This is a genomic window from Shewanella sp. SR44-3 (assembly GCF_014163735.1).
Lineage (GTDB): Bacteria > Pseudomonadota > Gammaproteobacteria > Enterobacterales > Shewanellaceae > Shewanella.
The window spans coordinates 1-25148 of the sequence record NZ_JACJDV010000023.1 but is presented as its reverse complement, the minus strand read 5'-3'; the positions used below and the strand labels follow the sequence as shown (position 1 = coordinate 25148).

Genomic DNA, 25148 nt, shown 5'->3' with positions numbered 1-25148 from the left:
TAACTCCTAAAATGCCATTGAGGCCTTGATGGCTTCAAAGGTCTTTAGCTCATCTGGCATGTATTCTTTCTCGTGAATAAGTGGGTATGGCGTATCTAGGCCGCACACTCGGCTAATGGGTGATTCTAAATGTAAAAAACAGGATTGTTGAATAGTAGCCGCTATTTCACCAGCAAAACCGCCGGTTAACGGCGCTTCATGATTAATCAGCAAGCGGCCGGTCTTCTTCACCGATGTCGCTATGGTGTCTTCATCCCACGGGGCTAAGGTGCGAAGGTCAATAATTTCACAGGAAATGCCTTCAGCTTCAGCGCGCGCCGCGGCTTTCTCAACAATTTCCATCTGTGCGCCCCAGGCCACTAAGGTAATGTCTTTACCTTGTTTAACCACTTCGGCTTTGCCTAGCTCAATTTCATAATCACCCGCTGGCACTTCGCCCACAGAGGCACGATAAAGACGCTTAGGCTCAAAGAAAATCACTGGGTTGGGATCGCGAATAGCAGCCAATAGCAAACCTTTAGCTTGCTCAGGATTACGCGGCACCACCACTTTAAGGCCAGGCGTCTGAGTAAAATAGGCTTCAGGAGATTGAGAGTGATAATGACCACCGGCAATGCCGCCGCCATAGGGGGTTCTAAAGGTTAAACCGCCCACATCGAATTCATTACCGCTGCGATACCTAAATTTCGCAGATTCGTTCACAATTTGATCGAAGGCCGGAAAAATATAATCGGCAAACTGGATTTCAGCGACAGCATTCATGCCGTTTGAGGCTAAACCGTTAGCAAAACCTGCAATACCTTGCTCAGTTAACGGCGTGTTAAAACAACGGTCGCGGCCAAATTTTTCTTGTAAGCCAGAAGTTGCCCTAAAAACGCCACCGAAGTGGCCCACATCTTCACCGAAAATTACCGTGCGCTCATTGGTCTGCATGGCAATGGATAACGCCTCATTGATGGCGTGTAACATGTTCATTTCAGGCACGATTTATAATCTCCCAGCACTTTTAGGGTAAGACGTTGGATACTTAGCGATATGTTGTTTAAGTTCAGCAAGTTGCTTTTTCAGCATAGGTGTTGGCTTATCAAACACGTCTTCAATAATTTCATCTAGATGAGGCACTGGAATTTTTTCAGCAACCTTAACCGCCGCTAACACTTCTTCACGGTACTGTTCATATTTTTTAAGGTCGTCAGCTTCTTTAAGCCAGCCCTTGTTTATCATCCACAGCTTAAAGCGCTGCACGGGATCGTGTTGTTTCCACTTAGCTTCTTCGTCTTTCGAGCGGTAACCCGATGGATCGTCTGATGATGAATGTGCACCTAAGCGATAAGTCATGGCTTCAATTAATACCGGCGCATTATTGGCGAGTGCAAAAGCTCTAGCTTGCTGCGTCGCAGCCAATACGGCTAACATATCATTGCCGTCAACACGAATAGTATGCATGCCATAACCCACACCGCGACTGGCGATACCATTACCTGCGTATTGCTCTTCAGTTGGGGTTGAAATGGCGTAACCATTGTTACGACAAAAGAAAATAGTCGGGGATTTAAGCACTGCCGCCATGTTCATTCCGGCGTGAAAATCCCCTTCTGAGGCGGCGCCTTCCCCAAAGTAACAGATAGCCACATTGTGTTTTTTCTGTAACTTAAGGCTGTAACCCACACCCGTTGCTTGAGGGATTTGGGTTGCCAGTGGCGATGAAACCGTTTGGTAATGAAGCGCCTTACTGCCGTAATGAATGGGCATCTGGCGGCCTTTACCTAAATCTTTTTCGTTGCTGAACATCTGATTCATAAACTGTTCAGTGGTGAAGCCGCGATAACGTAATGCTGCATGTTCACGGTACTGAGCTAAGATAACATCTTCATCATCTAAGGCGGCGGCGCTACCAATAACCGCAGCCTCTTCACCGGTACAGGTCATGTAGAAGCTTATCCGCCCCTGACGCTGTGCACCCAACATGCGCTCATCTAAAACACGGGTAAACACACAGGTATCGTGGATTTTTGTCGCTAGAGCTTGATCTATCACTGGCAACACCGCTTTTTCATAGGTGGTGCCATCGGCTTGTAAAATGCGCAAGATTGGAATGTGCAATGACGCTTTGTCTAGGAAGCTGACACTGTGCACTGTCTCGTTGTTCAGCGGTGCTTTGCTCATATTGTGCTCTTGTTGTTTGTGGCCAGTATCTAGACTGACCCATTTATTATTGATATGCCAATGAACATTACGTTAACGTAAACTACCTATCAACTCTTGTTCATGCTCCTAGGTAAAATTGCCTGTTCGCTACTTGTATAATTTGCTTTACGCTTAGCGAATATCTTCATTGGGCGCTGGGACTAAACACAATACAGTACGCTGACCCACGGGCACTTTGGCATTCGGGAATACGATAGCTTCCTGAGGTTGTTCCACCAAGACTTGCTCGCCGCCTTCAGTGGCAAGTACCTCACCTTGATTAAAGGCACTGAAGTTTTCAACTTTATCGGCGAAACTAAAGGCGAAATCATCATAACGCTTATTAATAGAGCGGCAGACTTTATACAAGTTCACCTTATCGGCTGAAAACGCAGTTAAGCCTAGGTTTTCACCGCTAACAAGCTTAGTTAACATAGTTTGAGTTTGCGCAAAACGGCTCATGTCGTTTTCGCCAAATGGCATTACCTTACCTAGCTCTACCGTGAACGCATCGGCATTAAATTGCTGGGATGAGTAATAGCTGAAGGTGGTGGTCGGTTCATGATGGAATAAGATGGTATCAACGCCACATGCTGCTAAAAACATGATCTGCTCGCCACTGTAAGCGCGCCCGGGCCTGTAAGGATAAATGGCGAACTTTTCGTGCTTAGAGGGGCGAATTGCAGTGTGTAAATCATAATGAATGCGCTGCTCCTCTGCTGGTGCCCCTTGGTAGAACTCGGCCACATAGTCTTCTAAGGCTTTAGCTCTAACGCGCTCTGGGTGAATTAACCCCTCACCTTTAGAATGTGCGCCGCTAAAAAGGCGGTTCATGTTTTCTTCAATAAAACGGGTTTGATTATGGATAGCAGGCGGATTGCCAATCAAGAATAAGGTGCGCTGTTTGGCCTGTACTTTTTGCGTTAATAATTCGCTGATCAGGCGATTACAGATTTCAATTGGCGCAGTTTCATTGCCATGGACAGCACAAGATAGAATTACCTGTTTGGCGGTTGCTGACTTTTCTTTTGGCATAAAAGCGATAACGCCGGTATCCCAAACTTCAACCTGGGTGTGCTGCCCCAATTCAAAACTAAAGCGTTGAGCAATGCCATCGGGATGGGCCAGAGTAAAAGCCAAAAAGTCGTGGGTTTCCATAAGCTCGTGTTGCACGGTATGCTCCTTAAACAGGCAAAAAAGGATTGGATTACATAAGGGTACTGATTCTAACACAAGTGACAAAGAAGTAACTTCAACCGCGAAAATAGTCATTATTTATCACTTTGCAAGAAAATTTTCTTGCAAATGTGATCCTAAAGCATCAAACTCTCGGACGTCTAGACTTCTATAAAGAGTTTAATCTGAACTCTCGGGTTCATTCATAGCCGTCGATGACATCCATTCAATAAATCAGTAACTAAGGTGTAGTCATGGCGTTAGCAACATTCGGTGCAGGTTGTTTTTGGGGTGTGGAGCATTTTTTTCGCGAAGTCGACGGTGTGACGAATGCTACCTGTGGCTACATGGGTGGAAAAGACAGTGCGATTACCTATAAAGAAGTCAAAACGGGCACCACAGGGCACGCAGAAGTGGTACAAGTTGAGTTCGACCCTGAGGTCGTGAGTTTCGATGCACTGCTGGATGTGTTTTGGAAAAATCACAATCCGACTATGCTAAACATGCAAGGCGGCGACATTGGCAGCCAATATCGCAGCACGATATTTTTCCACGATAAAGTGCAAAAGCAACTGGCTGAAGCATCAAAACTCGCACTAGCTCGCAGTGGTAAATGGGGCCTGCGCCACATAGTCACTGAAATCGTACCGGCACAGACATTCCATATTGCCGAAGAATACCATCAGAATTATTTAGAGAAAAATGACCTGCCGAGCTGTCATTTAACCTATTAAGTCAATCCATTGGGGGCGTCCTCTAAGAACTACGGCTCAACTCGCGCTCCCATGGCTACGACTAACAGGATTTTCTTTAAAGAGATAAGCCCAACTTGAGACAAGCGCCCAAGCTGGCGCTTGTACAGTAGCCTTATTCATGCTTGATTTGCCTCTTAGGGTAGATGAATACACTTCTAGTATTTAGGAGTGTTCTGTTAATAAGTAATCGAAATACTTTCTATGCTCAGGCCCTGCCAAATTTGAATTAATCTTGTTCGGATGCTTGTATTCCTGCCAGCTGGCCACATTACGCCCCACATTTAACTTAGGAAAATCTGTCTCCCCTTGAGCTTTCAATCCTAGAAACTGCTTTATTTTCAGCAAACTGCCAGACTCACTGATGTCAATCGATATAAAATCATTACGGCCTTTAAAATAAGAAAACACAGCCTGCTCATGACGCAAATAGCAGTTAATTAGCTCATCCTCAGTTAAGGGAAATGTTAACGAGAACGTGTGATGAAAACTGCGCTTTAAGATAGGGTTGAACTTGCCTGTTTTTGGTTCTAAATGAGGTGCCATTTTTTCAAGTAACATAGTCATAGACGGTACCCATTTAGCCGTATCTCTGGTTAAATAAATGAATTTTGCGTTTGGAAATAATGCATCTAAGTGCACATAGTCACTAAAACAGGGCGCATCTGAGATTGCATCGGCCATTTCAAATGCTTTTTTTGTAAAAGCCGTATGAGCCACTTTCAGCCCCATTTCCAATAACGCAACGCTGATACTGGTGGTTCCGGTTCTTGGGAGACCGATAATAAAAATCTTAGACATTTGATACTGCTCATTGCCAAAAATGGCCGTAAGTATAAATGTAACCACTGCGCAGATGGAGATAAATATTAAAAAACTTATTCATTGCAGCTAAAGCCGTGACTCTTCACTTATTGCCCGTTACAGCCGTGCCTGTATCAAAGAAAACGAAAGAAATGACTAGCGATCAGCGCTAACATAAGTGCAAGGTAGGTTTTCATTATTCGTACTGGCCAGCCCCTTGTGTGTTTAAGCCCCATAAAATAGTCAATCACTAGATTACCCTTTACGAGCACGATGACACCGACTAACAATAAGCTTAACTTGCTTAAGCCTACACTCGTTTGACTAACGCTAGAATCAGCAAAGGCGGCACTGATTAATGTCAGCAAAATTAACACCATCCACACCGTGACAGGTGCCGCCAACAGCCGCTTAATCACTTTACTGGCCATATATCATCACCCTATTGTTCTCAGTTAATGCAACACGTATAGCAGCGGAAAGATGATGATCCACACCAGATCTATCATGTGCCAGTAGGTCGCCGCGCTCTCTAAGCCTTCATGGTTTTGCCCGTCATAGAAACCCAAAGCCGTTAATGTTGCCACAAAACCTATGCTTGCCATGCCGATGAGCACATGGAGCAAGTGATTAAAACCTATGTAATAGTAGGCGGCAATAAAGTAGTCATCCCGAGGGCTAATGCCTAGAGCTTCATTGCGGCCATACTCCCAATATTTAACCCCACAATACAATGCCCCAGCGGCAATGGTGAGTAGCAGCCAATTCACAGTCACCCGAGGCTTACCTGACTTTATCGCCCTGATGGCATTCACGACACATAGACTGCTAGTGAGTAAAATTAAGGTATTAGCAAGCCCTGCAAAGGTACTTAATTTTGCTGGCCCTTGGCTAAAATCTTCAGGGAAATAAGCTTTTGCCACCAGAAATAAGATAAAAAACAGCCCAAATTCAGTAAGCTCTGCGTAGATAAACACCCAAACCGCCATGGAACCTGGCGGCTCTGGGTTAAGTGGTTTACCTTCCAGTGCCGAGTTATCTTCGAATGAAACCTTGTCTTCCAGTGCCGAGTTATCTTCCTGTGCCAGCTTGGCTTCACCTTCTGGCTTAGCGTCAAGCGCCTGCTCTGTCATGACTAAGCTTAGAAATGTGCGTTAACAAGTTGGCTTAGGGCGGCTATGGTCTGTTTTTCATCGGTTAATGGTTCAATAATACAATGCAAACACGCCATTTGTGCATGGCAACCGCTGGACATCATTTTGGCAGCATAAATAAGTAATCGCGTCGATACCGCAGCCTTTAAATCAATATCACTTAAACGGCGAATATCAGCCCCAAGTTTGACTAACGTATTAGCAAGCTCTGTGGTTATGCCCGCTTCATGGACTAAAATTTCCGCTTCTTTTTCAGGGGTTGGGTAATCAAATGACATGGCAACAAAGCGCTGGCGGGTACTGGGTTTAAGGCCCTTCATCATATTCTGATAACCTGGGTTATAAGACACCACCAGCATAAAATCTTTGTGGGCTTTGATCACTTCACCGGTGCGTTCAAGGTGCAGCTCTCGGCGATGATCCGATAATGAGTGCAGCACTACGGTCGTGTCTTTACGGGCTTCAATAATTTCATCTAGGTAGCAAATACCTCCATGGCGCACCGCGCGGGTCAGCGGCCCGTCTTGCCAGAAGGTACCTTCTGAACTGACTAGATGACGCCCCAATAAATCGGCGGCGGTTAAATCGTCATGACAAGATACCGTCACTAATTCACGGCCTAAACTTTGTGCCATAAATTCCACAAAACGTGTCTTACCACAGCCAGTGGGGCCTTTGATAAGTACAGGTAAATCATGAGCTTGGGCGAAGCTGAAAATCTCAACCTCACTACCTTGCACTTGGTAGTAGCAGCGATTTGCCGCTTGGTCATCAATCTTGATATTTGTTGTCATGGCAGTCTCGCTTTTAGGCAAAATTGTTAGTTGTTAATCGTTAAATAGGATCGGGGGGTTCTCGACGCTAATTGAAATAAACACATCAATGCGCGGTCGTTAAATGTAAGTAAATCTTCGGCAGCACACGGGGTAATTCACTGGCGTTACTGACGATAGAAAAACCGTTGCTGCCAAATAGATAAGGTAAATAATCATGACCTTTTTTATCTATGGTGACGCAATACGGCACTAAGCCTAACAATTTTGCCTCCACTATGGCTTGGCGAGTGTCTTCAATGCCGTAGCGGCCTTCGTATTTGTCTAAATCGTTAGGTTTACCGTCGGTGATGATAAGTAGCACTTTATTGGCGCCGCCCCTTTGACTCAGTAACTCGCTGGATTGGCGAATGGCCGCGCCCATGCGGGTATAATAGCCAGGCTCAATGCGGGCAATGCGGCCGCGAACGTGATCGCTGTGGGGCATGTCAAAATTTTTAAGGATATGAAAGCGCACATGTTGGCTGCGCACAGATGAAAACCCATACAAGGCAAACTCATCCCCAAGGCGAGTTAGCGCTTCACTGAACACCATTAAACTGTCGCGAATAACATCAATCACCCGCTGGTTATCGTCAATATAGGCTTCGGTCGATAATGATAAATCCGCCAAAATTAGACAGTTGACGTCCCTGTTCTGCCGCTGGGTATCAAGGTAAAATGCCTGTTTACTGCTGTCTTTGACTGGCTGGGCATGATTATCAAGCCAGGCATCAAGATCAATTTCATCGCCACTTGGCTGGGCTTTTCTGCGGCTGGGTGTTAAACCAATGTGGGCAAATAATGCCAGAATATCTTGGCTTAACTTTTGGTATTCGCTGGATAAAGCAATCGGCTCCACCTCATCGCTTATCATGGTTTGCAGCACGCAGGCGTTTTCCACTAAGCGCTGCTGTTTATAATCCCACTCTGGCAATAATATCCCCTCACCTAGACGTAAATCATCTTGGGCGGCGGCGGGTAAATCTAAATCAAAACGGATGCGGGCAGCATTGGCTTTTCTGTGGCGGGACAAGCTAATGATATCTAAATCTTCTGCGATATCAGTAATGTCTGCATCATCATCTTCATCACTTTGGCAGCGGTCTAAATTAATTTGTTCAGTCCAAGTCATCAAGGCTTCGGCTTGAAACACTAATAAGCCATCGGTTTTGCGATTATCATCCACGTATTGGGCTTTTTTTCGCGGCTCGATTGTGGGCAGCTCGCCGGACTTGTGCTTAGGCTTTGACTGCTGGCTCTTATCATCCAAAGGATCAAAATTTGCACCACTGCCTAAGTTTTCGATGGGAGGATAAAGCCACAGCGGCACAGGGTGCACATCTTTACTGCAATGGGGGAGTGTATTCATTGAACCTGGGATTTTAATCACTGTCATCACGGCTTTTTCTGCCTGCGCTAGGCCATCATCGTGATTAAAAAAGAACATGCCGGTCTTTTTAGGCGTGCCCGTATCAGGCTGTCCAGCGCTAGCCCTATTTACATTAGCCATAGCTAAGCTTTCAGCCGTACGCAGACGTAAGACTTCATGGGCTAAGGTGCTGTAAAGGCGCCTAAGACCGGCGTATTTGCTTAAAAGCTCACAGCTTGCCTGTTGGTTATCATTAAACCAATCGGTCATCACAGCTGTGGCTACTTGGCTATTGTTAGCTTGGCTGCGGTTAGTTTGGCTGTGGTTAGCTTCATCATTATTCAGACGACTGCGGCGCTGCTTATCCAACTGCGCGGCCAAGGCGGTAAGCCAAAAATATAAGGATTGATTCAGGGTTTTGTCAGCAAATAACGCGATAGACGGTGGCAGTCTTAGGCTGCGCTCATCTTGCCAGCTTAAGTAAAACTGTTTATGGCTACCGGCTATTTTCTGCATTGTGGTGCGGCGAATATTCAAGTCGCGTCTTTCTGCCATTTCAAGGCTTTTAGCGCCATCGCCGCCCATGGCACGGTAATACACCAGCAATTGAGATTGTAAATCACTAAAATGGACCTTGGCATCGACATGGTCTGTGGTCACCTGCGATGTTAACCATTTGTCCCATATTTTACCGACGACTTCTTCCATTGAGACCTCTTAAACTGCTGTAATATGAATTCGGTATGTTCGGTGTTCTTGCCGGCTTATGGCTCATGGTCCAATAAGTACGGCTTCCAATATCGATTAGCCAATAACTAATCACTAATAAAAAGTGCAGCCAAGTAAGAAGGGTGGAAACTTACAAGGCTGACTTAACTGTGTTGGCTCAGGTTAGCCCGCTGTAAACTCGGACTCATGACCATCAATAGCCGTAATAAGTGGGACTGCCATTGCTAACCTCTACAATAGCAGCCCCGCTTAATAGCTACGCTGTTTGTGCCGCTAGGTTTTCGTTAGGATTTTGCTTGGCATCCCGATTGGCGACCACAAAGCTTGCAAAATACATCACAACACCTGCGGTAAATACTAAGGCAAACAACAAACGGGCGATGTAAAAAGGCGCTATAGCATCTTGGGTTGCCATAAAGCTTAAGGCTTCACCCGCATCAGGCAGGCGCTGCAATGCAACTTGCCAAATACCCGCAGCCGTTAGCGCAAAGGTAATGCCTAGCATACCAATACACATTAGCCAAAATGCCCAACGCTCAACTTTTTGTGCCTTGGCACTGTTACCTTGAGGACGACCATTCATTACCGGCATAGAGTAGGAAATCATGCACATCACCACCATGGCATAAGCACCAAAGAAGGCTAAATGACCATGAGCTGCGGTAAGTTGTGAACCGTGTGTGTAATAATTCACTGGCGCTAAGGTATGTAAGAAGCCCCAAACACCCGCACCAAGGAATGCCATGACTGCAGTGCCTTGAGCCCAAGTGGTAGCAATCTTGTTACCATGCTCACGGCGACGCTCTTTAACCATTTTAAAGGCGAATAGCACCATCATGAAGAAAGGCACAGGCTCTAATGCGGAGAAAAAGGATCCCATCCATAACCAGTATCTTGGTGGACCAACCCAGAAGTAGTGATGACCCATACCGATAAGCCCTGAGATAAGCGCCATGGCAATAATCACATAAAGCCATTTTTCGATGTGCTCCCGGTCAACCCCAGTCACTTTAATCAACACGAAGGCCAATAATGCGCCTAAGATCAGCTCCCACACGCCTTCAACCCATAAATGCACCACAAACCACCAGAAATATTTATCCATGGTTAAGCTGTCAGGGTTATAGAACGAGAACAAGTAGAAGAAAGCAAGACCTGCAAGACCTGTGATCAATACCATATTAATCACTGTCTTACGGCCTCTTAATATTGTCATTGCAATATTAAACACGAAAGACAAACAGACTAACACTATACCTATCTTGGTAATGGTCGGTTGCTCTAAAAACTCACGTCCCATGGTAGGAAACAATTCGTTTTTAGTGATGCGAGCAAGCTCAGCATAGGGCACTAATAAGTAACCAAGAATGGTAGCAACCCCCGCGACCACAAACACCCAGAAGGTGATTTTGGCAAGAATGGGGCTATAAAGCTCGGTTTCAGCCTCTTCTGGGACCAAGTAATAACTTGCCCCCATAAAGCCAAACAACATCCACACGATCAATAAATTTGTGTGCACCATACGGGCTGCGTTAAAGGGAATATAAGGGAAACCTGCATCACCATTTAGGTATTGCACGCCCATGAGCAAGCCAAAAATAACTTGTCCTGCGAATAAAATCATCGCAAAGATAAAATACTGTTTTGCAATTCGTTGAGATTCATACTTCATATTTTTATCCTCTCCTTAACCTTCGATATTCGGTGGCCAATTGTTATCGTCAATCCTGGAGGTCCAGATCAGAAACTCCGCCAAGTTATCGATTTCAGCATCAGTTAAGTTAAATTGCGGCATCTTACGGCGATGAGGAATAGCCAAAGGCTGGGCATTCATCCATGCACGTAGATAACTTTTAAATGCGGCTTCATTGCCCGCACCACGTCTATCGAACACATTGGCAAGCTCAGGTGCATAATAAGCGCCCTCGCCCATCAAGCTGTGACAACCGATACAATTGTTGGTTTCCCACAAGCCCTTGCCTTTGACTACATGCTCTGTCAGCGCTTCCCTATTTTCCCGCTTTGGCAGTTGACGGACTGTATCCACCGACAAACCGAACAGCAGTAACAAGAAGAAAAAGCTGCCGCCGTAATAAATATTACGAGCCATACTTTTTGTAAATTTTTCAGCCATTAACGACTCCTTGATAGATAATTTTCACTCTCTACAAAGCAAATGCCATGCCAAGGTTTAAGCTCATGTTTTTAAATGATATTTGTAAAATTTCTTGGTTAAGCACAACGGGGGGAGTCCAATTAACAACGCTCGCCGTTGTTAATTGGACATCATTTAGTTAGCCAAGCTGTTAATTAGACAAGGCTGAAGCATGGCTAAGTGATTAATTGAATTGTTATTTGATTGGTTTTTGACCGTTAAGCTTTATTTTTAATCAAACTTAATTATCTATGCAATAACCCAAGAATAGTGCCCACTTTCGTCAGACTGTTGCTCTGGTTGAAAATCCGTTAGAATTCTCCCACACCTGAGCCTAAGCATTGACTCATTACCATCTACTGAATCGAACTCACTTTAAGGCCACGTTTTGATGATCCCCCCATTCACCACAGAGCAACTCAGACAAGTACAGATAGTCGGTAACGCCGGTGGTAAATGGCAGCCCCTCAGCCAAGGCCTAAGCTTCATTTTTAATGGTACAGAAGCCGTTAGCGAGATAGAAAACCTTAGCCAAGCACAAGCCCTTAGCCAAATAGAGGCAACATCAGTAAAAAACGCAGCATCAAGCAGTGTCATCATCAATATCGCCAATGGCGGTTATGCTCAGTCTGACGCCGCCTTTGTGGTGCAATCAAATCAACTGACGCAAAGCCAATGTGAACGGCTCACGTTACAACTCGATGCCATGGCCCAAAGCCTGAAATGTAAGCTCAATTGCTGGCCATCCTCTGGCTTAAGCTGTTTTGCATTGTTAAGCCAACATGCCCCAGTGCAAGTGAGCCGCATGTCATTACTGCCAAGTCTTGCAAGACCCCCACAGATGAGTATCGATGAACACTTACCTTGTATCGTTCACAACTGGCTAGGAGAACGGCGCATCGCCCTTGAGATCATGACAAAGGGCCATGCTAAAACCTTAATGAACACTCAAGCCTCAAACTCAGTTCAGCATTCAGTGAACTGGCCTGAGTTATGCTTGCCTGAACAAGATGTATTAGCAGGGAGTGTATTGGTTAGCGAAAAGCTGTCCAATCAAAACGCCGCCTTTGCTTTACTGCATCAGCTTGCAAGCTGTGCCCCGTTAAATACCCGCCAATATCACGCAAGCTTAAAACAACTTGCAGACCTTAGCCAAGTTGCGATAAGTCACTGGCAAAGCAGTCTTAATAAACAGCAACTACAAGCGGCGTTGATAAAGGCTGAAGCCTTATTTATTGATCACAGCTTGCAGCAACACCCAAAAATGCGTCACGCCAGTGCCGATACACTGCCGCGCTATTGGTATTTGGCAGACAATGCCGCCTCTCAATATTTAGATCCCATACGTGAGCAACTGGCCCTTTGCCAACAAGCGCTGATCTTAAGCTAACCATTGATGGTGAAGCTGTTCGCCATCACCTAGATACGCCAATACCCATGCCAAAGCGGGCGACATTTGCTCATCATTCCATGCCAAGCAACAAGGGCTCGGCGGTTTAACATTATAAAGCGCTTTACTGACCAACTTTCCTGACTCAATCAAAGGCCCCGCCAAATGGGCCGGCATATAGCCTATGCCTAAACCTTGGACAAAACAGTTGGTGGCGCTGTGCCAGTCAGGCACCACTAATCGCCGCTGCTCATTAAGCAGCCAAGTGATCCTTTTTGGCAACTCTCGTGATGTGTCTTCAAGGCAGATAGAGGGGAAACCCCGTAATTGAGCATCCTCTAATGGCCGCTCAATCAATGCCAATGGATGATCGAAACTGACCACAAACAGCCAATCAATGTCACCCATATTGGTGAATTTAAAGGTCCCGCCCACAGGGTTTGCCGTGGTGGCGCCAATGGCGATATCACTGCGGCCTGTCTTGAGCGCTTCCCAGACACCATTAAACACCTCAATGCGAATAATGAGCTCAACATCTTGAAATTGGCGATAAAAATCGGCGATTAATGCATGGACACTGTCGGTTCTGACTATGTTGTCCAGCGCAATGGATAAGCTGGGCTTCCAGCCATTGGCCACCCGCAAGGTGTCACGTTTGATCAATTCCAGATCATTGAGAAACACCCGCGCTTTGGTGGCGAAATGCTTACCCGCAGGCGTTAAACTTACGCTTCTATGGTGGCGAACAAACAGCTCAACCCCAAGCTCAGCTTCAATCTGCTTGACGGAATAGCTTATCGCCGACGGCACCTTATGCAGTTTTTTCGCGGCTGCGGTAAAGCTGCCCGTATGGGCAACCACATCAATTAATTCAAACATCTGTTGTGACAGCATGGCTAACCTCAGCGTCGGGGAAATACATCTATGGCAAACGGCTTTTATAACAAACAGCGCTAATAACAAATAGCTCTGAAATAATAACATTCGCCTAGGTATCCCACACCCTTCTTATCAATTTTTTTGATGACAATTGTCAAAAATTAACGTTTCCAGCTAATTTAGCAAAGCATTAAGCTAGCGGCATCTATTGAACCAACAAAGATTACAGGTGCAACTTGAGCAACGACATTCAAGATATTGGCAAAAAACCAGCAAATATCACATTCTATTTATTTCTATTTTATCTCGCCTTACTGAGCATGCTAGGTTTTGTAGCTACCGACATGTATCTGCCTTCATTCAAATCCATTGAAAGCACATTTAATGCCAGTAGCTCAGACGTAGCCATCTCACTGACCACCTTTTTAGCAGGTCTTGCCGTGGGTCAGCTCTTGTATGGGCCATTAGTTCACCGCATAGGCAAACGCCATTCGCTGTTTGTGGGCTTAAGCCTGTTTATGTTAGCCAGCGCTATGATTGCCAACAGTGATTCTATGTTGATGATGAATATTGGCCGTTTCTTCCAAGCCATTGGTGCCTGTAGCGCTGCGGTGATCTGGCAAGCCATAGTGATAGAGCAATACCCAGCCGATAAAGCCCAAGGTATTTTCGCTAACATTATGCCTTTAGTGGCCTTGTCTCCGGCATTAGCGCCCATCGCAGGGGCGTTTATCTTGAATAGTTTTGGCTGGCGTGCGGTGTTTGTCAGTTTATGTCTTATTGCCGCATTACTGATTGTAATGACTTACGTTTTTGTGCCGAAAAAACAGCCGCACTCACACAAAAACGCCCCAGATATCCGCTATATGGAACTGCTGGGGAACACCCGCTACCTAGGCAATGTGATTATTTTTGGCGCCTGCTCTGGGGCATTCTTCGCCTACCTCACCCTATGGCCCGCCGCCATGGAGCAATACGGCCACGCCGCCACTGAAATTGGCTTAAGTTTCATCCCCCAAACCATCATGTTTATTGTTGGTGGTTACTCTAGCAAGCGACTCATCAGAAAGTTTGGCACCGCAGTCAGCTTAAACGCTCTGCTGATCTTTTTCGCTTTATGCGTTGCCGCCATTTTTATATCAAGTGTGGTATTAGAAACCCAAAGCGTATTGCCCCTGCTGATCGCCTTCTCATTATTGGCTGGCAGCAATGGCGCGATTTACCCCATAGTGGTCAACAACGCCTTGCAGCAATTTAATACCAACGCCTCAAAAGCGGCGGGATTGCAAAACTTTTTACAGATAAGCATCGCCTTTGGCGCATCGAGTTTAGTCGCCATCTGGGCAAGCGCGGGCGACAACGCCATAGGCTGGGGCATACTCGGCTGTTCAGTGTTAGTCGCCCTAGGGCATAGCATTCAATGTCATGATTCTTGGAAACAGATAGGTGCGCAGTTTTGCTTCCCAGATCCAGCCAGAGCGGCGAGAGTGACTCGAAACAAGTCTACATGACATTTAGGCAAGCAATGAGGTAACAATCCGAGGATGAAGAGATAGCACAAGCAGTCACTTCATCATCGTAAATCACGTTCTGCAGCAAACTAAATGGTGAACTCCATCAGACAATAAGATCTCAAGGTTTTGCAAATGCAGTAGATGGAACAGAAGCATTAAGAGATACTTGATAGTTAGCAAGTAAGCTACTGATGATATTGATCATGCAAACAAACGACAGCTTTATCAGCCCGTCATCTGACTTTACTAAGAATTATCCAAGCATAAACACACACTAAACTCTATTAACCATAAAACCAGTAGCACACGCCTATGGCAGCAATGATACCGCCTGCATCGGCTGCTAGGCCGCAGCCTAAGGCATGGCGGCCATTTTTAATCCCCACTGAGCCAAAATACACCGCCAACACATAGAAAGTGGTTTCTGTGCTACCTTGAAATATCGCCGACAAACGCCCAGCAAAAGAATCCACCCCATGGTGGGACATGGTCTCAAGCATCATGGCTCTGGCCCCTGAGCCGCTAAAGGGCTTCATCAATGCCGTGGGCATGGCATCAATAAAGCGGCCATCAAAGCCCATAACATGCACCACACTTGCCAAGGCCGACAGGGCATAATCCAATGCGCCCGATGCACGTAAAAAACCTATGGCAAGCAGCATGGCAAGTAAGTAAGGAATAAGCTGAATCGCTTGCTTAAACCCATGGGTCGCGCCTTCGATAAACTCATCATAAATAGCCACTTTTTTAAACCCTGCCACCAAAATAAAACTCAACACGAGGACAAGTAAGATGCCGTTACCCAGCACGCTTGAGACTTCACCTATGGCGGTTGCCGATAAACTCAAAAGATAAAAGATACTCGCCCCGAGGCTTGCAAATATCACCCCGCCATAGGCCAGCACCACAGTATTTAATATGGACAAGCGCTGCACTATGGACACCACAGTCAACCCCACTAAGGTCGAGGCGCAGGTGGCCAGCAATATAGGTAAAAAAATGTCCGCAGGCGCTGCAGCCCCTTGCTGGGCACGGTAGAGAAACACAGTGACAGGCACTAAAGTGACTGATGAGGTATTGAGCACTAAGAATAAAATTTGCGCGTTAGTGGCCACGGCTTTGATTGGGTTTAGGCTTTGTAAATCCTCCATCGCCTTAAGCCCTAGGGGAGTAGCGGCGTTATCAAGCCCCAACATATTGGCGGTTAAATTCATCGAAATACTGCCATAAGCCTTGTGGCCTCTTGGCACTTCAGGCATTAATTTGTGCAATAAAGGCTCAAACAATCTGGCAAATAGCCCCACTACACCAGCTTTCTCCCCCACTTGCATCAAGCCCATCCACAGCGCAAGCACGCCAATTAAGCCCAAGGAAATATCCGCGGCAAGTTTCGCGCTCGCAAATAATGAGTCTACCGCCACGCTTAACACTTGTGTATTGCCGCCAATAAGCTCAAGCACTATGGCAATAGATGAAACCACAAAAAACATTAACCACACACGGTTTAACAAGGCTTGCCTCACTCATTTGGGGGAAATTTAAGGGGAAGAACTGAACGCTTTGACATCGCCGTTGACGCTTAAGCCATGCTAGAATACGCCCATTAGTGCACTGAGATAATGAACATTTTTACATTATGCTTCAAATAAATCCAAACTTTATCAAACACATTGAACAAGAATTGCCTCATCACCTGTCCATGGATGAGTTTATCTTGGCGTGTAACCGCCCTTTGCGCCAATCCATTAGGGTCAACACCTTAAGGATTTCAAGCGAAGACTTTATTGCCCTGATGACGCCTCGCGGCTGGTCTTTCTCGCCAGTGCCTTGGTGCAGCGATGGCTTTTGGATAACCCTTAGCAAGGATGAGCAACTGGGCAACTGCCTAGAGCACATTCAAGGCTTGTTCTACATTCAAGAAGCCAGCTCCATGTTGCCACCAACGGCCTTGTTTGCCAATAATGCAGATGCCGCCGCGCCTGTGCGAGTGCTGGATATGGCCTCGGCTCCAGGCTCTAAGACCACCCAAATGGCAGCATTAATGAATAACAACGGCCTGTTGATAGCCAATGAGTATTCCGCCAGTCGAGTGAAAGTCTTACACGCCAATGTGCTGCGCATGGGCGTGAGTAACTGCGCCCTGACGCATTTTGATGGCCGCGTGTTTGGTGAGTATCAATATGAAGCCTTCGATGCCGTGCTGCTTGACGCCCCTTGTGGCGGCGAAGGCACAGTGCGTAAAGATCAAAACGCCCTAAAAGAGTGGCAGCTCGATGATGTGATAGCCATTGCAGGCACCCAAAAAGACTTAATCGAAGCCGCCTTTTTAGCGTTAAAACCCGGCGGCGCCTTGGTGTACTCCACCTGCACCTTAAGCCAGCTTGAAAATCAGGCCATTTGTCAGCACCTATTGAGCCGTTATCCCGAGGCGGTAGCGTTTGAATCCTTAAGTAAGTTATTTGATGGCGCAGCTAAGGCCTGCACTGAAGAAGGCTTTTTGCATGTGTGGCCGCAAATTTATGACAGCGAAGGTTTTTTTGTTGCCAAAATTCGTAAAACCGCTTCAGTACCCAGGATAAAAAGCCAGCCTAAAGCCCAGAAGAATTTTCCCTTTAGCCCAGCCCCTGAAAAACAAATTACTGCGCTGCAAGATTATATCCAGCAAAGCTTCGCCTTAAGCTTGCCACTAGGGGCGCAGGTTTATTTAAGGGATGATGAGTTCTGGTTATTTCCCGCACCCTTTAGTGATTTCATTGGCACCATGCGGTTTCAGCGCATTGGGATTAAGCTCGCCGATGTGCTTAAGAAAGGGTTTAAAATCAAGCATGAAGCCGTTATCGCCTTAGGGGCGAAACTTGGCAACAATCTAAACAATAACGCAAGGTGCATCCCATTAAATCAAGCCCAAACTGAGCAATTTTTAATGGGCCGCGACATAGACACCGCAAGCTTTGAGGGCAAACTTGACCTCACTCCCAAGGGGGAAATGATAGTCAGCTACCACGGCGCCGCCATAGGTGTCGTTAAACATTTAGGTCACAGGCTTAAAAACAGCCTACCACGGGAATTGGTAAGAGATAATCTAGGCTAAAAACAGATTGAGACTAGAATTAGGAGTCTCAATCTACCATAAGCAGCTGTATATTGAGTCACAGAGGCATAAACATCAGTCGTTAAAAGGAGTTAAAACCTTTTGATTTAGCAGGGTGAGTAATGAGATACCTCGCTTTGTGACTCTTAAATATTGCTCAACGCAGCCGAACGGCCATCCTGTGTTACTAGAGTCCAGATTTTAAGGGTTTTACCTTCGCTTATTTTATGGCTATCACTCATCTTATTCCAGCGAGTGATTTGCGCTACGCTAACCTTATATATTTTAGCGATACTCCAAAGTGTATCGGCGTATCTCACTTTGTGTTCAATACGATACCTACCATTCACAGACTTTGTAACCCATTGATTATTAATGGGTTCAACCCTAGCATCCTTAGGGGCTAATACTATAGCTGACTGTTGCTTCAATCGTTTATTTGACACTGCTGGAGCTAATACTTGGATGTTATTCACCTCCCTTATTTTAGCTTTGATGGCCACATCTGGCATATACAAAAATTGACCCGCCACTATCCTGTCGCCGGTGATGTCATTCATGGATTTTATAGTGAGTGCGCTAGTGTGATGACGCTTGGCGATAGCATTAATATTATCACCTGCTTTAATCTGATATTTAAACCACTTTACTCTGTCGCTGATGTCAGTCTCTGCTAGAGCTTGTTTGAAATCATCGGCCTTACTTACAGGCACAACTAATTGATGAGGTCCGTGAGGCGATGTGGCCCAACGATTAAATCCAGGGTTCAATTTTTGCAACCGTTCGATGGGAATTTGTGCCAGTTCAGCGGCAACCGATAAATCAATTTGACTGCCTACATCAATAATTTCAACTAAGGGCTTATTAGGGATGGCATTAAGGTTTATGCCGTATTTATCAGCATGTTTAATTACCTCGGCTAATGCCAGTAGTTGCGGTACGTATTGCTCAGTTTCTGTCGGTAAATCCAGTGACCAAAAGTCGGTATTGAGTCCCCTGGCTTGATTAAGCTGAATAGCATTTCGTACTCGGCCCTCACCAGCATTGTATGCTGCTAACGCATAGAGCCAGTTATCAGTTTTTTTATACAAGTATTCAAGCATATCTAAGGCGGCAATTGTCGCGGCAGGAACATCTTTGCGCCCGTCATACCACCAATTCATGTCTAAGCCAAAATGGCTGGCCATGGGGGAGGTAAATTGCCATAAACCTGACGCTTGTGCCCTTGAATAGGCCAATGGGTTGAATGAACTTTCAACGATAGGCAAGAACGCAAGTTCGATGGGTAAATCTCGCTTTTCAAGTTCTTCAACAATTAGATATAAAAAAGGACGTGCCCGCTCTGAGATTAACTCAAGATGTTGTGGGTTTTGAATAAACCAATCACGGTATCGGTTAACTAAGGGGTGGTTAGGAACAGGCATCGCCATTGAACGGCGAATACGTTGCCACACATCGGCATTATCAGCAGATATTCTCTGGGTGGACTCTCTTATCCTTGATGTGGTGTTATGAGTACCTTGAATTCCGCTCTCTTGGGAAATATCCTCTTTAATAGCAATGGTTTGACAGCCACTTAATAGCAGCAGACTCGACGCGAAAAGGTAAAGTGATACTCTCAATTGAGCGAGTCCTCAGTATGTTCACTGACACTGTGTATGCTTGATCCACAGTGCTAAAGGTTTTTTTAAGCAAGATTTCGCATTGTAAATCAGTTTTTAACACTTGTCCCGCCATTAGCCTATAAGCGCTGTTCTTAATCCTGCTCAAACCAGAGGTAATCAAAACTCATACTTGAATGAAGCTAAACTGACTTATATTTCATGTCGTGATCTCCATCTACGGATTTCGATTATATCAATCCCCCTTTCAGTTATTTTCACTGTTGAAACATCTCTTTACAGGGTAACTTAATCCACATCAGAAGCGGTTATCAGGTCAAACCTTATAGCACAACAGTGGGATCTCACCATGACATTTCAAGATAAGATAAGCCAAATTATCAATCATTCTCAGCTTTCTCCTAAACAGAAATCGAATTACCTAGCATTGGAGGCTGAAGCCAATCTGCCTTATATGAAGGTCTCTGATGCCGTAAAAATAGCCATGGACACAGGCATTATCTGCGATATGTTTGAAGGCCACGCACCATTTAAACCCCGTTATGTGTTACCAGATTATGCTAAATACCTTCAGCAAGGTTCAACCTATTTAGAATTATCCCCTGCAAGTAATTTTGACGAAGCATTGAATGCCCTAATCATTATTTATCATCATGTGCCCTCTGTGACCGGAATTCCTGTGTATTTAGGACAGCTAGATGACGTATTGATGCCTTTTGTACAAGGTATAGATGCTGATGAGCTGTACGCTAAGCTTAAACGTTTTTGGATTTTACTCGACAGAACCTTACCCGATGCATTTATGCATGTGAATATAGGCCCAACGGATAACATTATCTGCCGAACAATCTTAAAAATTGATGCCGAATTAAAACAAATTGCGCCCAATTTAACCTTTATGTATGACCCAGCCGTGACTCCTGATGATTTATTGTTGTTGGCTGCCAGTAATATTTGTGAATGCAGTAAACCTCACATAGCCAATTACCCATTACATAGAAACGCATTTGATGATGCAGGATTCGGGATTGTCAGTTGTTATAACGCGCTGCCTTTAGCTGGTGGTGCCAATACCTTAGTGCGGCTCAACCTTAAGGACGTTGCTTTAACGGCCAGTAGCATCAATCATTTTTTCGAGCAAGCATTGCCTCATTATTGCCAGCTAATGTTTGAACTCATTGAAGCACGCTCGGCATTTTTACATCAAGAATCGCATTTTTTCGACAGTTTTTTAGTCAAAGAGCAGCTTATTTATGAGTCACGTTTTGCCCCCATGTTTGGCATTTATGGTATGGCTGAAGCTGTGAATATTCTACAAACCTTAACAAACACAGCCACTTCAGCTAGCAACAATTCTTCCTCGGCTAATAGTAATGCTAACAAAGGTTATGGTCATGAACTAACAGCCAATGAATTAGGGCACAGCATTTCTGCAGCCCTAGACAAAATAGTCAAATCAACGCCCGTTACCTATGGCTACAAAGGCCGAGCGCTACTGCACTCCCAAGGCGGAATTAGTCTGGATAAAGATGTCACCCCTGGGGTACGTATTCCCTATGGCACAGAGCCCGATCCCATTAGTCATATTAACGCGCTGGCTCAACATCATCAGTACTATACCGCGGGGATCAGTGACATTCTCACCATAGATGAAACCGTTAAAGCCAACCCACAAGCCATGTTTCAACTCTGCAAGGGAGCACTCAACTTAGGCTTTAGGGAGTTCAGCGCTAATGTGGCTTCTAACGATCTGGTACGGGTGACAGGTTATATGGTCAAGCTTTCAGATATTGCGGCCTTCAAACAAGCGGGGTCTCGCAGTAACACCACAGGACTCGCCGCTGAGGCCGCCATGAATACCGGGATATTACAGCGTCAAGCCCGAGTGATAGCCCATGAATACGCCCCTTATCACTATGAGTAAATACGCCATTGTCAGCCAAATACTGCCGTTTTCCTGTGTAGATGGACCCGGCAGCAGGCTAGTGATATTTCTACAGGGGTGTAATTATCAATGTAAAAGCTGCCACAATCCGCACACCATCAACCTGTGTGATGCCTGCGGTGATTGTGTGCCGCATTGCCCTGAACAGGCGCTGAGTGAAAGCACATTAGAGGGTAAGCGCCACATCCTCTGGGACAATAATCTTTGCAGCCAATGCGATACTTGTCTTGCTGTATGCCCCACGCAGTCGAGTCCAAAAACATGGCGCTATACTGTTGCTCAATTACTTGAAATCATTGAAGCACAACATCATTTCATTAATGGCATTACCGTCAGCGGCGGTGAGGCCAGTTTACAATTACCTTTTGTGATAGCGCTTTTTAAGGGGATTAAAACCTCCAAGACGCTGTCGTACTTGACTTGTATGCTTGACACTAATGGCACCTTAAATGAAACAGGCTGGGGCAAATTGCTGCCATTTTTAGATGGCGCTATGGTGGATTTAAAAGCCTGGCAACAGCAAACCCATAACTACATTACCGGCCGTGATAATCATCCGGTATTTAAATCCATTAGCTTGCTAGCAGAGCACAGCAAACTCTATGAGGTTAGGTTATTACCTATCCCAGGGATCACTGACTACCTGCATGAGATAGAGGCTCTGGCCTGCTATTTACGCCGACTAACAGCCATTGATAACATACGGGTAAAATTAAATGCCTTTCACCATCATGGGGTTAACGAACAGGTATTACATTGGCCCCAATGTACTCAAACTGATATTGAAACCTTAGCTGAGTATTTAAGCCTTCGAGGTGTAAAAAACCTTATTATGCCTGTGCTATATCTGTAATGGTCGATTTACATTTGTGCTTCAAAGCCTTTTTTCATCACAACGATTTACGCTACCAATAGCCATAACATCGGCAGCGATAGTCGCTACGTCGCTAATAATTTATCGCTAGCAGTATCTGTTCGTACAACCAACGCAGTGCGGGGTCGTTGTGACTTTGTCTATGCCATACTAAGCTATACGCCACTTTACCGTAATCTATGGGTAACGTTTTGATCACTAAACCTTGCGCTTGCTTAGCAACTGAAGCCCAGCGACGTGAGCAAGTAAACAGCAGCTCACTGTGATGACACATAACAGCTGCACTGCCAAAGTCTGCAACTGAAATCGGCACAGCACGTCTCTTAGATTGCTGCGCTAATAAAATATCAAAAAAAGGCGTACTCAAATCAATGTCAGAGATCCCTATGTGGCTAAATCCTAAATAATCATCGAGACTTATTTCTGGCTTATCCGCTAAAGGATGCGCCGGGCTCATAAGGCAAATCATCTCATCATCAACTAGGGTTTCCCATATTAAGTTCTCATCAATATCGGCCGGCTGACTTAAGTCATGAGGTAACAGAATAAAATCTAACGAGCCCTTCATTAACCCATCAAAACCAACATTGTCTTTGCTGTATATATCTAAATGAATATTGGGCGCCAGATTGAGTATATGAGCACTTAATTTAGCGGCTAATAACTCGAAGGTACTTTCTCGCATTGCAAGAGAAAAACGCCCATGATATTCACTAGGACTAAACGCCTTCTGACTCATTATCTGACCCATATCATTGATCATCTGTTGTACACTTGGGCCTAAACGCCTTGCCAGTGGCGTTGCGATGAGCACATTACCATGACGATAAAATAATTCGTCATTGAGACTATCCCTTAGCTGACTTAAGGTTTTACTTATCGATGAAGGGCTTAAGCATAAGCGCTCTGCGCTAGTGGTCACACTGAGGGTATCTAGCATCACATGCAAAGTGACCAAGTGTTTCATGCTGATCCGAGAAAGCTTTGCCAATTCCATTAGCGTATTTACCGTTTATAAGTCATCTGCTGTATGCAAAAATATAAACGTAAAATAAAATTAGGTATATGTTATGCCTGACTAATTAAGATCCATCTCACAGTATAAAATACTGGTATATTCGCTATTTAGCGGGAGCAACGCCGTTTATTCCTTACCCGAGTTACGGTTAAGTATTTTATTGGGTTACAACCCAATCGTTTCCATCGGATATATTGAGGTCGCAGGTTATGCTAGATGCACGTTTAAGCTTAGATAATGAGCAGCAGCTGTATTCGATTGTGACTTTTGTTGCACTGTCTGACGCTGACATTGATCGCTACCGGCAACATCTGTACTGTGAGCAATGTGGAGGTAAGGCTTATTTTCGCAAGCAAAGTGTTGACGGTAAGTCGGCCTGTTTCGGGTCTCGTTATCATAGCCATGATTGTGATCAAGCGCGGTTAACTAACCAAAGCACAAAAGAAACTCGCGATGCTTTAGAGCTTGATAAGCTGATTATTGAGAATAAGCCATTGGTACTGGATTTTTCGGCGCCATGCATTGTCAAAACCAAGTCGATGACGTCGGCGGCCACGACCTCCACTGATACTAAAAACACTGGTCAAGCAATTGAGTCCAATGCCGTTACCCAAACCCTGACTCCATCTCAAGCGCCACAGGCTATCCGCCTTAGTATGAGTAAGTTACTCAACAGCTTACTTAAAGGCAGCAACCTCGCAACGGCCGAAACCTTAATTGAAATTGATGCTGGCTATCAGTTTAAAGCCAAGAATTTATTTGTGAATTTTGCCAACGCCCATCCCAGTGACAGTATTAAAACGGCAAAACCTAAAATGTATTGGGGTACGCTTTCCCATACTGATGCGAAGCTTAGTTGGTTAAATCCTGCAGATTGTGATGATATTGGCATTCCCCTTGGCCGCCATCGAGCAGGGTTACTCAAACGTTTCGACTTGACGGATAAGCGGGATTTTGAAGGAGCAGGCATCATCTTGTTTGGTAAATGTTACTGGAATAAAGACAAGAGCCGCAAAATTATTGAACTTTGGAACAGTGAACGAGTTTTTATTAGTCCTGCAATAGAAGATTGAATGAGAAAGTTAACTTTCTTATTTGAAAACAACTATATTGCGCTTTTTTCCGCCACCAAGGTACAAATGTGCACCATGATGAACATTTGCTGAGCACTTAACGAGTTAATTACACTTTTTTTCCTAACTCGAGTTGACTCATTCCACTAGGCGTTTTACTATGCGCTCCGTTCTCAGCAATACATAGCTAAGCACAAGTGTTAAATCGATTCCCCAGTAGTTCAGTCGGTAGAACGGCGGACTGTTAATCCGTATGTCACTGGTTCAAGTCCAGTCTGGGGAGCCAAACACTTAAGCGTTTCAATGTTGAGGCAGTTAAAAAATTAAACTCGATTCCCCAGTAGTTCAGTCGGTAGAACGGCGGACTGTTAATCCGTATGTCACTGGTTCAAGTCCAGTCTGGGGAGCCAATATACTAGCAATAAGTTGTTAGCGTTTGATTTATTAATATAATGAGTTGAGACAATTCCCCAGTAGTTCAGTCGGTAGAACGGCGGACTGTTAATCCGTATGTCACTGGTTCAAGTCCAGTCTGGGGAGCCACTCAACACAAAGCAAGACAAGAATACAGTTATACCATTCCCCAGTAGTTCAGTCGGTA

The 25148-nt window shown here is 45.2% G+C and carries 21 protein-coding genes and 3 tRNA genes; 10 read left to right on the top strand and 14 right to left on the bottom strand.

What is annotated here, in order from left to right; all coding sequences use genetic code 11:
- Positions 1–6 precede the first annotated feature (6 nt).
- The 3 genes from H5073_RS12195 to astE all read right to left on the bottom strand — a co-directional run bounded on the left by H5073_RS12195 (position 7) and on the right by astE (position 3360).
- Complete coding sequence (locus H5073_RS12195) at positions 7–984, bottom strand: alpha-ketoacid dehydrogenase subunit beta (protein WP_182679844.1); 978 nt, start codon at positions 982–984, stop codon at positions 7–9.
- A 3-nt stretch (positions 985–987) separates the two neighbouring features.
- Positions 988–2166, bottom strand: a complete 1179-nt coding sequence (locus tag H5073_RS12190; protein ID WP_182679843.1) for a thiamine pyrophosphate-dependent dehydrogenase E1 component subunit alpha — start codon at positions 2164–2166, stop codon at positions 988–990.
- A gap of 153 nt (positions 2167–2319) precedes the next feature.
- Entirely contained in the window at positions 2320–3360 is a 1041-nt protein-coding gene (gene astE, locus H5073_RS12185; RefSeq protein ID WP_182679842.1) for a succinylglutamate desuccinylase, read from the bottom strand.
- 257 nt (positions 3361–3617) lie between these two features.
- On the opposite strand from astE, the gene msrA reads away from it, so the two are divergent.
- Positions 3618–4097, top strand: coding sequence for a peptide-methionine (S)-S-oxide reductase MsrA (msrA, locus tag H5073_RS12180; protein WP_182679841.1), 480 nt, complete (start codon positions 3618–3620; stop codon positions 4095–4097).
- 183 nt (positions 4098–4280) lie between these two features.
- On the opposite strand, the gene H5073_RS12175 is transcribed toward msrA, so the two are convergent.
- The 7 genes from H5073_RS12175 to H5073_RS12145 form a co-directional block, all read right to left on the bottom strand.
- Positions 4281–4916 (bottom strand): sulfotransferase, encoded by a 636-nt coding sequence (locus H5073_RS12175; protein ID WP_182679840.1) that lies wholly within the window; start codon positions 4914–4916, stop codon positions 4281–4283.
- 137 nt (positions 4917–5053) lie between these two features.
- Positions 5054–5350: a cytochrome C oxidase subunit IV family protein gene (locus H5073_RS12170; protein WP_182679839.1), complete on the bottom strand. Its 297-nt coding sequence runs from the start codon at positions 5348–5350 to the stop codon at positions 5054–5056.
- A 24-nt stretch (positions 5351–5374) separates the two neighbouring features.
- Positions 5375–6052 (bottom strand): cytochrome c oxidase subunit 3 family protein, encoded by a 678-nt coding sequence (locus H5073_RS12165; RefSeq protein WP_220488051.1) that lies wholly within the window; start codon positions 6050–6052, stop codon positions 5375–5377.
- A gap of 8 nt (positions 6053–6060) precedes the next feature.
- On the bottom strand, positions 6061–6867 hold the full coding sequence (locus H5073_RS12160) for a CbbQ/NirQ/NorQ/GpvN family protein (RefSeq protein ID WP_182679838.1): 807 nt from the start codon (positions 6865–6867) through the stop codon (positions 6061–6063).
- Positions 6868–6952: 85 nt separating this feature from the next.
- Positions 6953–8965, bottom strand: coding sequence for a nitric oxide reductase activation protein NorD (locus tag H5073_RS12155; protein WP_182679837.1), 2013 nt, complete (start codon positions 8963–8965; stop codon positions 6953–6955).
- A 277-nt stretch (positions 8966–9242) separates the two neighbouring features.
- Complete coding sequence (locus H5073_RS12150) at positions 9243–10658, bottom strand: cbb3-type cytochrome c oxidase subunit I (protein WP_182679836.1); 1416 nt, start codon at positions 10656–10658, stop codon at positions 9243–9245.
- A 15-nt stretch (positions 10659–10673) separates the two neighbouring features.
- On the bottom strand, positions 10674–11120 hold the full coding sequence (locus tag H5073_RS12145) for a cytochrome c (protein ID WP_182679835.1): 447 nt from the start codon (positions 11118–11120) through the stop codon (positions 10674–10676).
- A 412-nt stretch (positions 11121–11532) separates the two neighbouring features.
- Here H5073_RS12145 and H5073_RS12140 point away from each other — a divergent pair, with 412 nt between their 5' ends.
- Entirely contained in the window at positions 11533–12531 is a 999-nt protein-coding gene (locus H5073_RS12140; protein ID WP_182679834.1) for a hypothetical protein, read from the top strand.
- Here the strand turns inward: H5073_RS12140 and punR are convergent.
- On the bottom strand, positions 12523–13425 hold the full coding sequence (gene punR / locus H5073_RS12135; RefSeq protein ID WP_182679867.1) for a DNA-binding transcriptional activator PunR: 903 nt from the start codon (positions 13423–13425) through the stop codon (positions 12523–12525). The two genes, H5073_RS12140 and punR, sit on opposite strands and share 9 nt — an antisense overlap.
- Before the next feature lie 221 nt (positions 13426–13646).
- Between punR and punC the strand changes: the two genes are divergently transcribed.
- Positions 13647–14921: a purine nucleoside transporter PunC gene (punC, locus tag H5073_RS12130; RefSeq protein WP_259394889.1), complete on the top strand. Its 1275-nt coding sequence runs from the start codon at positions 13647–13649 to the stop codon at positions 14919–14921.
- Between the two features lie 287 nt (positions 14922–15208).
- On the opposite strand, the gene H5073_RS12125 is transcribed toward punC, so the two are convergent.
- Positions 15209–16435 (bottom strand): nucleoside recognition domain-containing protein, encoded by a 1227-nt coding sequence (locus tag H5073_RS12125; RefSeq protein ID WP_182679833.1) that lies wholly within the window; start codon positions 16433–16435, stop codon positions 15209–15211.
- 125 nt (positions 16436–16560) lie between these two features.
- Here H5073_RS12125 and rsmF point away from each other — a divergent pair, with 125 nt between their 5' ends.
- A complete protein-coding gene (rsmF, locus tag H5073_RS12120; RefSeq protein WP_182679832.1) occupies positions 16561–18015 on the top strand; it encodes a 16S rRNA (cytosine(1407)-C(5))-methyltransferase RsmF in 1455 nt (484 codons plus the stop codon).
- 146 nt (positions 18016–18161) lie between these two features.
- On the opposite strand, the gene H5073_RS12115 is transcribed toward rsmF, so the two are convergent.
- Entirely contained in the window at positions 18162–19637 is a 1476-nt protein-coding gene (locus H5073_RS12115) for a transglycosylase SLT domain-containing protein (RefSeq protein ID WP_182679831.1), read from the bottom strand.
- A 349-nt stretch (positions 19638–19986) separates the two neighbouring features.
- Here H5073_RS12115 and H5073_RS12110 point away from each other — a divergent pair, with 349 nt between their 5' ends.
- Positions 19987–21561: a YjjI family glycine radical enzyme gene (locus H5073_RS12110; protein ID WP_182679830.1), complete on the top strand. Its 1575-nt coding sequence runs from the start codon at positions 19987–19989 to the stop codon at positions 21559–21561.
- On the top strand, positions 21533–22435 hold the full coding sequence (locus H5073_RS12105) for a YjjW family glycine radical enzyme activase (protein ID WP_182679829.1): 903 nt from the start codon (positions 21533–21535) through the stop codon (positions 22433–22435). The genes H5073_RS12110 and H5073_RS12105 overlap by 29 nt, the downstream gene beginning before the upstream one ends.
- Positions 22436–22529: 94 nt before the next feature.
- Here the strand turns inward: H5073_RS12105 and H5073_RS12100 are convergent, their stop codons facing one another.
- The gene (locus tag H5073_RS12100) at positions 22530–23453 is read right to left on the bottom strand and encodes a LysR family transcriptional regulator (RefSeq protein ID WP_182679828.1); all 924 of its coding nucleotides are present in this window, start codon (positions 23451–23453) and stop codon (positions 22530–22532) included.
- Positions 23454–23683: 230 nt separating this feature from the next.
- Here H5073_RS12100 and H5073_RS12095 point away from each other — a divergent pair, with 230 nt between their 5' ends.
- From H5073_RS12095 to H5073_RS12080, 4 genes are all read left to right on the top strand, one after another.
- Complete coding sequence (locus H5073_RS12095) at positions 23684–24547, top strand: hypothetical protein (RefSeq protein ID WP_182679827.1); 864 nt, start codon at positions 23684–23686, stop codon at positions 24545–24547.
- 210 nt (positions 24548–24757) lie between these two features.
- A tRNA-Asn gene (locus H5073_RS12090) sits at positions 24758–24833 on the top strand.
- A 48-nt stretch (positions 24834–24881) separates the two neighbouring features.
- Positions 24882–24957: transfer RNA gene (locus H5073_RS12085), tRNA-Asn, on the top strand.
- Between the two features lie 57 nt (positions 24958–25014).
- Positions 25015–25090: transfer RNA gene (locus tag H5073_RS12080), tRNA-Asn, on the top strand.
- Positions 25091–25148: the final 58 nt, after the last annotated feature.

Bases quoted from the DNA above. Each gene is read 5' to 3' on its own strand.
- H5073_RS12190 (WP_182679843.1), bottom strand. From the start codon at position 2,166: ATGAGCAAAGCACCGCTGAACAACGAGACAGTGCACAGTGTCAGCTTC.
- msrA (WP_182679841.1), top strand. From the start codon at position 3,618: ATGGCGTTAGCAACATTCGGTGCAGGTTGTTTTTGGGGTGTGGAGCAT.
- H5073_RS12175 (WP_182679840.1), bottom strand. From the start codon at position 4,916: ATGTCTAAGATTTTTATTATCGGTCTCCCAAGAACCGGAACCACCAGT.
- H5073_RS12170 (WP_182679839.1), bottom strand. From the start codon at position 5,350: ATGGCCAGTAAAGTGATTAAGCGGCTGTTGGCGGCACCTGTCACGGTG.
- H5073_RS12165 (WP_220488051.1), bottom strand. From the start codon at position 6,052: ATGACAGAGCAGGCGCTTGACGCTAAGCCAGAAGGTGAAGCCAAGCTG.
- H5073_RS12160 (WP_182679838.1), bottom strand. From the start codon at position 6,867: ATGACAACAAATATCAAGATTGATGACCAAGCGGCAAATCGCTGCTAC.
- H5073_RS12155 (WP_182679837.1), bottom strand. From the start codon at position 8,965: ATGGAAGAAGTCGTCGGTAAAATATGGGACAAATGGTTAACATCGCAG.
- H5073_RS12150 (WP_182679836.1), bottom strand. From the start codon at position 10,658: ATGAAGTATGAATCTCAACGAATTGCAAAACAGTATTTTATCTTTGCG.
- H5073_RS12145 (WP_182679835.1), bottom strand. From the start codon at position 11,120: ATGGCTGAAAAATTTACAAAAAGTATGGCTCGTAATATTTATTACGGC.
- H5073_RS12140 (WP_182679834.1), top strand. From the start codon at position 11,533: ATGATCCCCCCATTCACCACAGAGCAACTCAGACAAGTACAGATAGTC.
- punR (WP_182679867.1), bottom strand. From the start codon at position 13,425: ATGCTGTCACAACAGATGTTTGAATTAATTGATGTGGTTGCCCATACG.
- rsmF (WP_182679832.1), top strand. From the start codon at position 16,561: ATGCTTCAAATAAATCCAAACTTTATCAAACACATTGAACAAGAATTG.
- H5073_RS12110 (WP_182679830.1), top strand. From the start codon at position 19,987: ATGACATTTCAAGATAAGATAAGCCAAATTATCAATCATTCTCAGCTT.
- H5073_RS12105 (WP_182679829.1), top strand. From the start codon at position 21,533: ATGAATACGCCCCTTATCACTATGAGTAAATACGCCATTGTCAGCCAA.
- H5073_RS12100 (WP_182679828.1), bottom strand. From the start codon at position 23,453: ATGGAATTGGCAAAGCTTTCTCGGATCAGCATGAAACACTTGGTCACT.
- H5073_RS12095 (WP_182679827.1), top strand. From the start codon at position 23,684: ATGCTAGATGCACGTTTAAGCTTAGATAATGAGCAGCAGCTGTATTCG.